Origin of the sequence: Hyphomonas sp. FCG-A18 (assembly GCF_045287255.1) — a bacterium.
Classification (GTDB): Bacteria; Pseudomonadota; Alphaproteobacteria; order Caulobacterales; family Hyphomonadaceae; genus Henriciella.
In genome coordinates this window covers 468683-482847 of sequence record NZ_CP137142.1, presented here as the reverse complement: position 1 = coordinate 482847, position 14165 = coordinate 468683, and the positions used below count along the sequence as shown (strand labels likewise).

The following is a 14165-nucleotide window of genomic DNA, read 5'->3' as shown; positions in this document are numbered from 1 at the left end:
TCCCAAACGCCTAGGCCCCACGCCAGTTTGACCACCAGGCCCGGAACTGACGCCACGCCCCTTCAAGAAAGGCTTTTTGCGACGGGGTCAGAGCATCCGATGCATTCAATTGATAAGCATATTCGGCATGCCCCTCAAGCACCATCAAGTGCTTGTAGTAGAGCACCAGATCAGGCCCCTCATCAAATTTCGATAGAACCGCCAAGGCCGCTTCAAGCTCAGCTGCAAGTTGTTTAGCCTCCGGGTCACCGGCCGCGGCTTGCTCACACAATTCAACCAGACGAAGCACTTCTTTCGGAAGCGCGTTCCCAACTCCGGTAATTGCCCCGCCTGCCCCGCAATTGACAAAGCCATGGAAAACTTGGGTATCGACGCCGACCATCAGCGTCAGGTCCGGGTTACCCGAAGTGATCATTTCCGCGGCATAGCTTAGCGAGTCCGCCCCGCCAAACTCTTTAAACCCAACAAGGTTAGGGTGCTCAGCATGCAGTTTGAAGAAAAGATCAGCCTTGGTCTCATAACCATAATACGGGCTGTTATAGATCACTGCCGGCAGGTCTGGGGCGGCGCCGAGAATGGCTTTGAAGTGGTCATACTGTGCAGCTGGAGAAATACCGCGCGACAAGACACGGGGAATGACCATCAGACCAGCAGCGCCAGCTGCAGCCGCATGCTCCGTTAGCGCGACAGCACGCTGAGTATTCTGCGCTCCGGTGCCGACAATAACCGGCACACCCGCAGCGCGTAGGGCATCAACCCCTTCCATGCGTTCTTCATCCTGCAAGAGCGGCCAGTCGCCCATGGACCCACAATAGACCACCGCGCTCATCCCGGCGCGCATCAAGTCTTCGCCGGTCTTGGCAAGAGCCTTGAAGTCTGGGCGCCCCTGCGCATCGCATGGCGTCATCAATGCGGGCATACATCCGAAAAATGTCGGCTTCGTCATCTCTTAACTTCCTGATAAATATGTCTCTGTTCTCTCCCGAAGCGAACGGCTGACTGGATACGTCAGGGGTCACTGCCTTCCCGGTCCGTCGCAACGCTGATCCTGACCCTAGCGCGCCTCGATTGTCGTCGTCTTGTCCTCAACTAAACTCTTCACTCGCTTTTTTGCACATACAATTTGCACAAAAGGATATAGAATGCCCCTGAAACCACTGTAACACATGGGCTTTCAAGCCTCTCTCATCTGCGCAAAGAGACTTATCATAGTTTCATTTTGGCAAATAGAGTGGACGGAATGACTGGCCTGAACATCTCTCGGCACGGAACGGTCTATGCCGTGAAGACACTGAAAAACGGGTAGAGGACATATCGCATGCACAACTTACCGCCGATCATTCAGGCAACTGAGCGCCAGGGTCGGGTCCAGCATCTGCGACAGGCCATGGCGGCAAACGGAACAGACGCCGTGATTGTGACGCCTGGATCAAACATGCGGTACTTCTTTGGCTTAGGCTGGGGGGAAACCGAACGGTTCGTCGCCGCGCTAGTTACATCGGCCAGTACAATCTTTGTCTGCCCAAAGTTCGAGGATACCGCACTCCTCGGCCATCTCACGGGCGATTATGCTTATGCCTATTGGGAAGAAGACGAGGACCCATATGCGCTCGCCGCCAGCATCCTGCGTGACACCGGGATACAAACCTGTGCTCTGGACCCGAATTGTTCATTTGGGCAGGCAAATGAGCTTGGGCGGGCCATCGCGCCAATCCCCCTGCAAAGCGCCGCTGCCCTGATCACACCACTAAGGGCACAAAAGTCACCACAGGAGCTGGCACTTATGCAGGCGGCAAAGACGTTGACGCTTTCTGTACACAAACAGATTTTTGAGTGGCTTAAACCTGGCATCAAAGCGAGTGAAGTTAAACAGAAAATCAACCAGCTTCACCAGGAGGGTGGCGCGGACAATGGCAACACATTTTGCGCGGTGCAGTTTGGCGAAGCCACAGCCCATCCGCACGGTGTTCCCGGTGACCAGGTCTTGCAAAGCGATGATCTGATCCTGATTGATACCGGGTGCCAGGTTGATGGCTATAACTCAGACATCACCCGCACCTATGCCCTCTCCAAACAAGATTCAGCGGTAGAGCGCCTCTGGGCGTTGGAGAAAGAGGCCCAAGCGGTCGCGTTTGATGCCGCACAATTGGGCAAGCCTTGTGAGAGCGTTGATACTGCCGCGCGCGAGGCTCTACAGGCACAAGGGCTTGGCCCGGATTATAAGCTACCCGGTCTACCCCACCGGACCGGGCACGGCATTGGTCTCGATATTCATGAAGCCCCCTATCTCGTCAGAGGTGACGGCACAGCCCTCGCCCCCGGCATGTGTTTCTCAAACGAACCAATGATCGTTGTCCCGGATGCATTCGGTATTCGTTTGGAGGATCATTTCTACATGACCGACCAGGGACCGCGCTGGTTCACAGAACCGCAAAACTCTCTGTATGAGCCTTTCCTTTAACCTCTCAAGTATTCGCCGTAAGATGTTGAAAGCCACGAAAAACCTAATCCAAACTCAATTTTTTGCACAATGAGTATGTTTGACAGTAGCCGTCTGGACCCAATGGTTTGGGGAAAACTCTTGCCCACACTTCCGCTGAGCGACCTGTTCGATCGCCTATCGGATACGGTCTTCTTTATCAAAGACTCCGGTGGGCGATATCTTCTGGTGAATGATACGCTGGCCAAACGTTGCAAACATTCGAGCAAGGATGAGTTGATCGGCAAGCTGCCCTCCACGGTGCTGGGCAAAGCCCTTGGCGAGCGTTATGAGGCTCAGGACAAACTGATCATTGAAACCGGCACGCCTATCTTGGACCGTCTTGAGGTGCATATCTATCCAGATCGCACGACGGGCTGGTGTATCACTAACAAATTCCCACTGATCGAAGAGGATGGCTCGATTGTCGGTCTGGCTGGCATTTCAAAGGATTTAGGGGCCCCGCATATCGACAATGACAATTTCCCAAAGCTGAAATCCGTCATTGAGCATGTGAAAGAGCACATTTCCGAAACCCATACGATTCAAGACCTGTCTGAGATGGCAGGACTGTCCCCCTATCAACTTGATCGGCGCATGCAGCAAATTTTCGGCCTCACAACTGGCCAATGGGTGCTGAAACAGCGCATCGACTTTGCCCGACAGGAACTGACCGAGAGTGACAAGCCGCTTGCCGAGATCGCCATGGATGCAGGCTATGAAGACCAAAGTGCCTTCTCGCGCCAATTCAAAAAAGCGACCGGATTGACCCCAACACAAGTGCGGAAAATTCTAAGATAGATCTGTGGTTCGCACCTTGAGCGCTTAGTCAGCCGTTGCCTTGATTGGTTCAGGTCCCCCCAAATGGGTTCTGAAAAAGTCCAGTCGCCGCGTTACGAAAGCCGGGTCTGTTTCAAGGAAATGTCCGCCTGTCGGGTAGTAATCAACCTCAAACAGATCGTGTTTTTCGGCCGCCTCCAGAGCTTTCACAAGCTCACGCGTGGCTTGTACGGGCACATTCTCATCCTGCAGACCATGCGCCAACAAGAGACGCCCCTGTAAACGATGCGCAGAGGTCAACATGGAGTTCGCCTCATAGACGGAAAGATCATCAATGCCGAGCCACTGCTCATTCCAGTCCGCCTTATCCCAGCGACTGTCATAATTGCCAGACGCCGCAACGCCGACCTTGTAGAAATCCGGTCGCCGCGTCAGCAAACGCACAACGTCATAGCCCCCCGCAGAGAAACCAAAGGCCCCGACCCGGTTCAGGTCAATTTGTGGGAATGCCTCGGCCAGCGCTTCAATCACTTCAATACGCGTATCAAGCCCCACCTCGGCAAGGTTCTTGTAAGCCGGATCAAGGAAAGCTCTTGAGCGGCCCTCTGTGCCCTCAACATCAAGCTGCAGGACGATGAAGCCCGCATTCGCCACAGCCTGTGCATGTGATCGCTTCAATCCCTGATTAAACGAGCGCGCGGCATTCGAAGTATGCGGTCCGGTATAGATCTGCTCGATCAACGGATACTGTTTGGTTTCATCGAAATCGATCGGCCGATAGAGAACACCATGGACCTCAAATCCAGTACTGGTGGCAAGCGAGAAAGGCTCAGGGAAGCGATGTCCCAACGCCTGTAGCGGCGATATATCAGCGCCACCAAGCTCCATGATAATCTTGCCATCGCGCGAGCGTCGCAACACTGAGCGCGTCGGCATATCGACACGCGAGATATTGTCGACAATATATGCTCCATCCGGCGACATGTAGACTGAGTGGTCATGCTCATCGGGGGTCAGCAGCTCAGGGTCACTGCCAAAGCGCTTGATCCGGTACAGGGCGCGATAATAGGGATTAACCCCTTCCCGGCGCCCCGAGGCGAGGAAATAAATCTCATTCTCGCCTTCAACAATATCGATCGGTTGGGCAACGCGCCACGCACCTTCAGTGATCTGCCGCATCTGCTCACCGCCCTCAAGATCGGCGAGATAGATATGTGTGTGACCATCAATATCGGAGAGCCAGAGCAACCTGTCCCAATCATAGATGACCCAGTTCGTCCCCTCATATATGTTGACAAAGCGGTCTGAATTTTCCTGCAATACGGTCCGCAGCTTTTGGGAGGAAACATCATAGCTGTAGACAGTGCGGTTCTTGTAGCCGCGCTTGACCGATGTCACCATCAGATTGGCATCATCAACCCAGCGCAGACGTGGCCCACCATAGTAAAGCACAGGCAGTGGCGCGATGTTCGGTGTAAAGCGCTCACCGGTCTTCAGGTCAAACACAATTGGTGTGGCCAAGGGGACATTTTCGTCCATCGCTCTGGGATAACGATACGCAATCGTCTCTTCCCCATTCGGCATGGTAAGCTGTGTTACCCCGTTCAGGTCCATGCGATAGGTCGCAATATAGCGACTGTTCCAGGACCAGCGGATATCAGCCCAATAGGCTTGATAGGTCCCGTTCAAAACATGTCGGGGATTCATCAGCGCCGTCGCATAAGGCTGCGCCTCTGTCCCATCATCCGTTAGAGGCCTGACTTCACCCGTTTCGAGATCTTCAACGGACAGGTTCGGACCATCCAGAAAAGCCCGCCATTTGCCATCCGGGGATATCCCGCCTGGTGTTGGCTCTCTCTCTGCACGCTCCGATAGCGTTCCGGATTTCAGCTCATAGGTAAACGCCGTGTTCTGTAGCGAGAATTCCAGCACCGTGAAGTCGCTCTTGATCTGCAAAGCCTCAAGCGCGAGGCTCGTGCTCTCAACATCTTCAAGCCCATATTGCTTCAGCGCGGTTGCAAGCTTTGTGTGATCAAACAACGGCTGTAGAGCCTTCTCAACAGGATCAACCAACACATAGACACGCCCCTGAGCACTTTCACGAGCATACCAGAACTGGCCATTACTCCCAACCCAGTTTGGTTCGACATAAAGCTGGTGAGCATAATCCCCGACCTGATCTGGCTGATAAACCTTCGTCAGATCCGTAGCAAAGCCCACTTGGCCGAGCTGGAGGATAGAGGCGGCAAGCACCAAGACTAGAATACGAACATTCAGGAGCAATCGAGACATCATAAATTCTTCCAGAAAAGCAGCTTTGGGCGCCACAAAGGGCGCCCAAAGCCATAGTCAGGGGGACTACCCTCCAAGAGGAACCGAGAAGCTCAGATAGTAGCCGCGGCCACCAAGGCGGTCGAACTGACTACCACCATATGTCCAGGTGTGTGGCCGTGTGCCTTCATCGAAGACATTATTGATACCTGCTGACAGGCGTGCCCACTTGTCATTCCCACGATCAAAGTAGTAGCTGATCGAAGCATCATGGTAGAAGATATCATTGGTTTCCCAACGGGGTTCTGAAGCATCTGTATCAGTTGCCCCAATATAGTTGGTGCTCCAGAAGAACCGGAAGTCCTTATAGGAATAACCAAGGCTCCCACGGAGACGAACATCTGGATTAAAGGTACCCCCCGCGCGGTCTGTGACCGCACCATCAATGTTAATGAACTCATCCTTCTCAAGATACTGCCCGCTAAAGGTCAGATTAATCTCACCGAGATCACGATCGGATTTATCTTCCGTTGTCACAAGACCAACCAGGTTTTGAAGACCACCCAGAGCGTCTTGCACACCAAAGCGATAACCGGCTTGCATATCCCAGCCATCAATATCAGTACCATTCACATTGACAAATGTATCCCGGACAAGCTGGATTTCCCGAGTAACAGGGTCACGGTCCACTAACTGACAGAATTGACTGTCAACAGAGAAGCGGTCCGCACATTCATTCAGGATGCGTTGCTCGCCCAGTTGATCAATCAAATTTTCGAATTCGATGTCGAAGTAGTCCACAGTCAACCAGAAATTATCAAGGAAGGTTGGTTGCAAGACGAAGCCAATCGTTAGCGTATCCGACACCTCCGGCACCAGATTTGGGTTGCCGCCTGTTTGATCTTGCCCGGTGTTAAGCCCGGTAAAGGCGTCCAGCTCGGCTTGCGTAAAGCCTGTCCAGGCCAGACAATCATCCACCCGGTCTGGATTATTGGACAATGAGAAGGTACCACAAGGGTCAGTGTACCCGATAAAGCCAATACTCCCTGGAAGAGAGAGCTCAGAGGGGTGTGGCGCCCGAATAGAGCGCGCCTGAATAGCCCGCACCGTGAACCCCTCAACTGGGGCCCAGCGGACACCATACTTATAGGTATCAAGGATATCAGAGCCACCTTTCTCATACTCTGACAAGCGGTATGCGCCTTCAAAATCAAGAACTCGAGCACCGGGCACATCCGCGAGAATAGGAACAACCACCTCAACAAAGGCCTCTTTCACGGTGTTATCTGCAGAGAAGTCTGGAAGCTGACTGCCCGCAAAGCCTTCACCTGCAACCGTAGCCTCATCAAGCTTGCGGTCATTCTCGACATAACGCCATTCCAAACCAGTCGCGAAAGACACAGGCCCAGCCGGAAGCGTGAAAAAGTCCTCACTGTCCCCAGACAGGGTAGCCGTTAGTTGCAGCATTTCACTCGTGAAATCGAAGGTCGCATCAGGCGCACGGATATAGTCCACCGCCTCTACTGATAGGCCATCCAGCAAGTTTGCTGGCGAACATCCAGCTGCGCGTGCTTCCGCACTTCGACAAACCGCCTGGCCTGTGGCTTCGTCAATGACGACATCCAGCGCGTTGTCAAAACGCGCGCCATAGGCCTGGCCTGTTGTGCGCGTCCCATACTCGGCATAGCCATAGTCCAGAGTCGCATCCCACTCCCAGCCATTTTGCAATTCACCATCCAGCTCAAAAGCAAGCGCGAGATAGTCCTGTTCACGCGTTGACTCGCGCGTGCCAAGATCATTCAGGCGATAGGTGGCAATTTGAAACGAGGTCTCGCCCAAAGCATCTAATTGATTGTGCAGGGCTGGCGTAAACAATGGATTGAGGCCGAACCCTGTTATTGTTGGCAAATCTGCGTCACCTGCGAGCGGTTGGGTCAGGTCCACAGTATCAAGGAACTTGTTGGCAAAGATATTGTTATTCCGCCGGATCAGCTGTGGCGCGATATCAGACTTTGCCTCAGTCTTGGCATAAATGAGCTCTGCGCTGAGATCGATGCTATCCGTAAGCGCATAAGTTCCCTTTGTATAAGCGTTGAAGCGCGTTGTTGGGGACCAGTATGTTGTATCATACATTTGGTCGCGCATTTCGCAGCCATCCGTGGCGTCACACCCCCAGAAGTTCAGAAGACCGCCCGCACCAAGGTCAATCGCACGGAAGCGGCCCATGCCACGATCATAAACCAGCGGGTTACCAACCCCATCGATGAACCAGTCTTCACCTTCGCCTGGAACACGTTCACCAAAAACCCAGCGCGGAAAATCCGGATTGCCATTCTCGTCTAGAACAACATCGCCATTTGCATCCAGCGCATGGTAGCCTCGGAAAGGCCACGGCGTTCCGAAAGATGGGATTACATTCTCGAATGGCTGATTCCAGATATCCAACACATTGTAATATGGGATGCTATCATAATAGGCGCTCGGATCGATAACTTGTTCAACACGATCAATATGCGGCCAGCTCAAACGGGGCTGCTCATTCGGCACCCAGCTTCGAAACCCTTCGCGCCCGGCTTCAAATGTTGAGTATTCACTGTTTCCAGAATACTCGACACTGGCAATGGCATTCCAGCGATCACCCTCCCAGCCGCCAGTCGCATACGCCGACCAGTTGCTGTAGCCGCCGCTTTCGAATGTCGAACCGACAGCACCAAACTCATAGCCGTCCATCTCATCCTTCAGGATGATGTTAATCACGCCAGACACCGCATCTGAGCCATAAATCGATGACGCCCCACCAGTGAGAACATCAACGCGCTCAATCATGTTTTGCGGCAAGACATTCCAGTCGAAAGAGTTGCGTCCGAAGAAGGAAGATGCGGTTGGAGCCCGTCGCCGGTTATCAACAACGGTCAGAGACCGGAAAGCCCCGAGACCGCGCAGGTTGGCGCGCCGTACGCCGGAATCGCCAAAGCTGAACTGGTTGTCATCAATGCTCTCAGATCCGGTTAAGGCCGGGATTTCCTCAAGCAAGTCAAGGACGTTAACTGCCCCGCGCGCATCAAACTCAGCAGCACCGACAGACACGGTCGGGCTGATATTCGTGACCTCAGAGCGTCGGATCCGCGAACCAGTCACAATAACCTTATCCTGAACCGCAGCAGCCTCATCAGAGGCGTCATCTTCTAAGCTGACAAGTTCCGTCTCCTCCGGTGGAGCGACAACCTCTTCACTCGCCGCAGGGTCGCCTTCCTGCGCCAATGCGGCGCCCGTCAACAAGGTTAGTGGCAATGCCGCAGACAATAGCAATCTATTTGCAAGCTTGGTTTTAGACTTCATTTCGAGACCTCCCAACAACGTTAAATTCCGGAGCTCTCGGCCATTTTCGACGCTCTTCCGGAGCCTATACTATTCAAGAGAAGGTCTGATCCTGTCTTGTTCGCAAATGTGTTACAGACTAAAATTTGCGCACAATTCCCACCATTTCTTAGGGCAATCGATAACCACGATGCTGAAAACGAACTATGTAAATATTAGGTTCTGAGGGAGAGCATTTTTAGCGCTGCAACAGGTAATTGCGTAGAAATACTAAAACACCGCCCATAATAACTTAATGTGATATATGCACAAAAAACTATAGCATCAGGCGCCATGAATATAGCTCGTCCAATGCTAACCCCAATAAAGGTCGCGAGCGCCAGCACCAAGCTTTGGTCGAGAGATTGGTGAAGCGTTTCAAGAAGTCACCTGCGAACGACTAAAGACACACTTGGACGCGCAAGTTCGAACTTGGACTGAACAATCCAGCTTGATTCTGACTTACTGATGCGTCCGACGCCCATATCAGCGCCCCATTCCCTAGATAATGAGTTCGTGCGATTCCTTGACCTGTTCCATCACCGGAAATGTTGAGGTTTGCGCAATGTTCGGAAGCTGTGAAAGCACATCGCCCATAAACTGACGATATGCTTTCATATCGCTCGTACGAATCTTCAAGAGGTAATCGAAACCACCAGCCATCATGTGACACGACATGATTTCTGGTACGCCACGTACAGCTTTATTGAATGCGTCCAAAACTTCGCGGGTCGTGCTGGAGAGTTTAACCTGCACATAGACCAGATAACCCTGCCGTATTTTGTCGGGGTCGATATCAGCTCGATAGCCCCGGATGACACCGTCTTTTTCCAGTCGGCGCAAACGTTTCAAGCATGGCGTTTTACTCAAGCCAATACGCTGAGCGAGTTCAACCACCGGAACTCGGCCATCGCTTTGAACCTCACGAAGTATCCGGCGATCTGCCTCATCCAATATGCCTAACTGGCCTGACATTTAAAACTCTTATGGCTAGAAATATAACTTTTGTGGACACATAGACCACATGAGGACAAAAACAAAGTCCAATCCCCTCTCCTCAAAGCATAAGATAGACCCAGCACATTAGCCTCGGTTCAACCCCCCTTCAGAGCTCCTCCTCTGGGTAATAGACGCCTTGTGTTTCTTGCTGTTACCCAATCGTGAGATCGAAACTGGCGCTGTCTAGGCGCGGCCATCTGGTAGACTGCGATGCAAATTCACGATCCTGATCGCTTCAAGGATAAACCAGGCATTGCGCTTTCATAACCTGCAGATCAAGGTCCAGAAGCCCCAAAGCAGAATCACCCAATAAGCCTACCACTCCTGAGGTTTCAGGCATCATGTGGTTATTTTGATTTCATTTTAAGTCATTCGGGCCACAAAACTCGGAAAATAAAGTCCCACTTCCCCCTTAAAATGCGCATCATACCAGCCGGTGATCATGCCTAGGCGGAGATTTGCAATGTATGACGAGGCGGCATTGGACAGTCCCGGCACGTCCTTAAGTTTGACAAGATCCTATTTGCGTGATGAGAGCAGCCTTGTCCGTGAATTGCTAAACAAAGTCCCGTTGGGCGGAGACGAACGCTGGCGGGTATTCCAGGACGCCAAGCAGATTGTTGCCGACGTACGCGCAGACAAACAAGCAACCTCCACCATTGATGAACTGCTTCTGGAGTATGGTCTATCCACTGAGGAGGGGGTCACGCTCATGCGCTTGGCAGAAGCGCTTATTCGTACACCTGACTTTGCTACCTCACGAAGCCTCATTCGGGATAAAATTGGCGGGGCGAATTGGTCGACCCATGCAGGCAAGAGTCAATCCTTTCTTGTCAATCAGGCCACGAATGGACTGCGCCTGACATCGGCATGGGTTTCCTCAACAGGTGGCACGCACGCCAAGCACCTACTCGCCAAGCTTGGTGATCAGGTGATGGATAAAGCAGTTGAGCAAGCAATGGCAATTATGGGTGATCATTTCGTCCTTGGCCGCGATATCGAACAGGCACTTAAACGCGGACATAAAGCTGAAAGCGCTGGTTTTACCCATTCATTCGATATGCTTGGAGAAGCGGCTCACACAATGGAAGACGCTGATGCCTATTTCGCATCTTACCTGAACGCGATTGAGGTGATTGCGAAACAGACGCCAAGCTCATCGGATATGATGAAAACGGCTGGGTTGTCAGTAAAGCTTTCGGCTCTCCACCCTCGCTACGAGTACGCCCATCGAGAGACATGTGTTCCATACTTGGTTGATCGGCTGATTGAGTTGGCCCGTGTTGCCCGCTCTGCGGGCCTTTGGCTCAATATTGATGCGGAGGAAGCAGACCGGCTTGAGATATCACTCAAGGTTTTTGAGCAGCTTCTCAAAGTTAAGGCTCTAGAAGACTGGCCAGGTTTAGGCCTTGTGATCCAAGCCTATCAACGCCGGGCTATGCCTGTCATCGACCATGTTTACGAACTGGCCTGCTCGGCTCGGCGCAAAATTGCCGTACGTCTTGTCAAAGGGGCGTATTGGGACATGGAGATCAAGCGTGCCCAAGAAATGGGGCTAGCGAGCTACCCAGTCTTCACCCGAAAGGAGAACACGGACGTCAGTTATCTGGCCTGTGCCGGCAGGCTGTTGGACATGTCAGATCAGATCTTCCCGCAATTTGCCACACACAACGCTCATACCGCTGCGGCAATCGCTTACATGGCCAAGCCCGACGCCGAATTCGAGTATCAACGTCTCCATGGAATGGGAGGCTCACTACACGCGCGACTGATGGATATGTATGGGGCGAGAAGCCGTATCTACGCACCAGTCGGAACCCACAAGGATCTGCTTCCCTATCTCGTGCGTCGCTTGCTTGAGAATGGAGCCAACAGCTCATTCGTAAACCAGTTGATGGACGAGCGTGTTGCAATTGATGAAATCGTCACTGACCCAATTGAAACGGTCCAAAATAATCATAGCATTTCACATCCAAATATCCCAGTTCCAACTGATATTCTGGAGGATGGGCGCGCGTCTGCAGCCGGCATCGATCTTACACAATCGAATGTAGAAGCGGATAAGGCAGAGCGCGTTGCTAGCCGCGAAGTCCATCGGCTTCACGGCGAAACAGATAATAGCCTAGACACTGTAGTCCTGATCAAAGCACCACAAGATCAAACCCACCTGGTCGGCGAGGTAGAGTACGCGGATGTATCAAGCGTCGATAAGGCTTTTAAGGTCACCGGAAACTCGAATTGGGCGAGCAACACCACAGCCTCCTCTCGCGCCGACATTCTCAACAAGGCCGCAAAGCTTCTTGAAGAAGAGATGGATGAATTCCTGGAACTTTGCGTTCGCGAAGCGGGCAAGACCCTACCTGATGCAGTCGCCGAGGTCAGAGAAGCTATCGACTTTTGCCGCTATTACGCATTGCGTGCTCAAAAGGACGAAATACAGCAGCGAAAGCCCCTAGGTACTGTTGCATGTATCTCACCATGGAACTTCCCATTAGCGATCTTCCTTGGGCAGGTGGTTGCCTCTCTGAGTGTTGGAAACACAGTTGTCGCTAAACCCGCAGCCCAGACACCTATCATCGCAGCACGGGCAGTCGACTTGCTTTATCGTGCGGGTATTCCTCAATCCGCATTACAGCTTTTAATCGGCAACGGAGCCATACTTGGAAATGCCATGACCCGTCACCAGAGTATTTCTGGCGTCTGCTTCACAGGCTCGACCAAAACAGCAAAAGTCATTGCCAGAAATCTCGCAGAAATCGGACGTCCTACCCTACCTTTGATCGCTGAGACCGGCGGATTGAACGCGATGATCGTAGATTCCACAGCCCTGCTCGAACAAGCCGTTCAGGATGTCATCGACTCCGCATTCCAAAGTGCCGGACAGCGATGCTCCGCTTGCCGGATTCTGTGTGTCCAAGAGGATGTCTATGAGCCACTCAAAAAAATGCTCATTGGCGCTATGGATGAACTCGTCATTGGTGATCCTGCACAAATATCAACGGATGTCGGCCCGGTAATTGATGTTGATGCGCTGCGGATGATTGAGGATTACAAGCGGGAGGCTCGTCAGAAACACAATGTGTTGAATGAGTGTGAGTTACCGGACAATCTTGAGAATGGCTTCTTCACTGCCCCCATACTTATCGAAGTGAATTCGGTCAGTGATATAGAACGTGAAATTTTCGGCCCTGTCCTGCACATTGTGAAATTCAAATCCGGTCAAGTTCGCAAACTAGTGGATGAGATTAATAGCCTTGGTTTTGGGCTTACTCTGGGTCTGCATACCCGCCTTGATAGCCGCGTTGACGATGTCGCATGTCGGGCACATGTCGGTAATATCTATGTAAACCGGAACCAAATCGGTGCTGTTGTCGGTGTTCATCCATTTGGCGGTGAAGGTCTATCGGGAACCGGGCCAAAGGCAGGGGGTCCGAACTATTTATTTGGTCTCACCAGATCAGATGCGATGCCGCACGCGAGCAAAGCTCTATCATCTATCATGGCGCCTCCGGAATTGCCGGGACAAGGCGCTATGGCGGCTCTAAAAGCTGCCAAGAAAGCTGCAGGGGTGTGGCAAAACCTATCGTCGCCGGCTCAGAATAGATTGGAAACCGTCCGTTTCCTTGTGCAGCCTGCGGCCCATCTTGACACCGTCTTGCCCGGGAAACTCCGCCTAAAATACGATCTACCCGGGCCAACTGGCGAAACCAATTCGCTTCGGTTGTTTCCAAGAGGCGTTTTCCTATGCTTTGGCGGTGATGATTCAGAAGCGCTGTTGACCCAAATAGCGCTTGCCCTTGCTGCTGGGTCTAGCGTCATCGCCGTTGTCGACGAAACTGGTGGCGCTAAGCAAGAAATCGAAGCTATTCACGATCGGCTTCGCGCCAAACAAATTCCTGTTTCTGTGGTCAGCACAGCGAACTTTATAGAGGGCCTATCGCTTATCAATCAAAGCATTGATGGTTTGTGCGCTGATGGACACGCAAGAGCTGAAATTGGGGCCGCAGTAGCTCTGCGACAGGGTTCAATTTTACCGATTCTATCGAAAACTGACCCAATTGAGCGCTTCTTCCATGAGCGCACTCTGACCATCAATACAACAGCCGCTGGCGGCAATGCATCGCTATTGGCACTCAGCTAAACGGGATATCTGAGTATGCAAGAAACTGTGCGCTTCCCCGCTTTACAGAATTGCATTCTACGCCATTCGGGACCGCACCAATACATACAGAGCTGCGCCGTTAGGCCAGATAATTGGCTTCTCGTTGGTGCGTCCTGC

The 14165-nt window shown here is 52.4% G+C and carries 7 protein-coding genes; 3 read left to right on the top strand and 4 right to left on the bottom strand.

From position 1 onward, the window contains the following. Positions 1 to 10: 10 nt before the first annotated feature. Positions 11 to 946, bottom strand: coding sequence for a dihydrodipicolinate synthase family protein (locus RYZ27_RS02355; protein WP_406680752.1), 936 nt, complete (start codon positions 944 to 946; stop codon positions 11 to 13). Between the two features lie 372 nt (positions 947 to 1318). On the opposite strand from RYZ27_RS02355, the gene RYZ27_RS02350 reads away from it, so the two are divergent. Then, complete coding sequence (locus tag RYZ27_RS02350; protein WP_406680751.1) at positions 1319 to 2461, top strand: M24 family metallopeptidase; 1143 nt, start codon at positions 1319 to 1321, stop codon at positions 2459 to 2461. Positions 2462 to 2530: 69 nt separating this feature from the next. Then, positions 2531 to 3280 (top strand): helix-turn-helix domain-containing protein, encoded by a 750-nt coding sequence (locus tag RYZ27_RS02345; protein ID WP_406680750.1) that lies wholly within the window; start codon positions 2531 to 2533, stop codon positions 3278 to 3280. Positions 3281 to 3304: 24 nt separating this feature from the next. Here the strand turns inward: RYZ27_RS02345 and RYZ27_RS02340 are convergent, their stop codons facing one another. From RYZ27_RS02340 to RYZ27_RS02330, 3 genes are all read right to left on the bottom strand, one after another. Next, on the bottom strand, positions 3305 to 5551 hold the full coding sequence (locus RYZ27_RS02340) for a DPP IV N-terminal domain-containing protein (protein WP_406680749.1): 2247 nt from the start codon (positions 5549 to 5551) through the stop codon (positions 3305 to 3307). 66 nt (positions 5552 to 5617) lie between these two features. Further along, on the bottom strand, positions 5618 to 8869 hold the full coding sequence (locus RYZ27_RS02335) for a TonB-dependent receptor domain-containing protein (protein ID WP_406680748.1): 3252 nt from the start codon (positions 8867 to 8869) through the stop codon (positions 5618 to 5620). 519 nt (positions 8870 to 9388) lie between these two features. After that, positions 9389 to 9862 (bottom strand): Lrp/AsnC family transcriptional regulator, encoded by a 474-nt coding sequence (locus tag RYZ27_RS02330; protein WP_406680747.1) that lies wholly within the window; start codon positions 9860 to 9862, stop codon positions 9389 to 9391. Positions 9863 to 10394: 532 nt separating this feature from the next. On the opposite strand from RYZ27_RS02330, the gene putA reads away from it, so the two are divergent. Then, a complete protein-coding gene (putA, locus tag RYZ27_RS02325) occupies positions 10395 to 14027 on the top strand; it encodes a bifunctional proline dehydrogenase/L-glutamate gamma-semialdehyde dehydrogenase PutA (protein ID WP_406680746.1) in 3633 nt (1210 codons plus the stop codon). Positions 14028 to 14165: the final 138 nt, after the last annotated feature.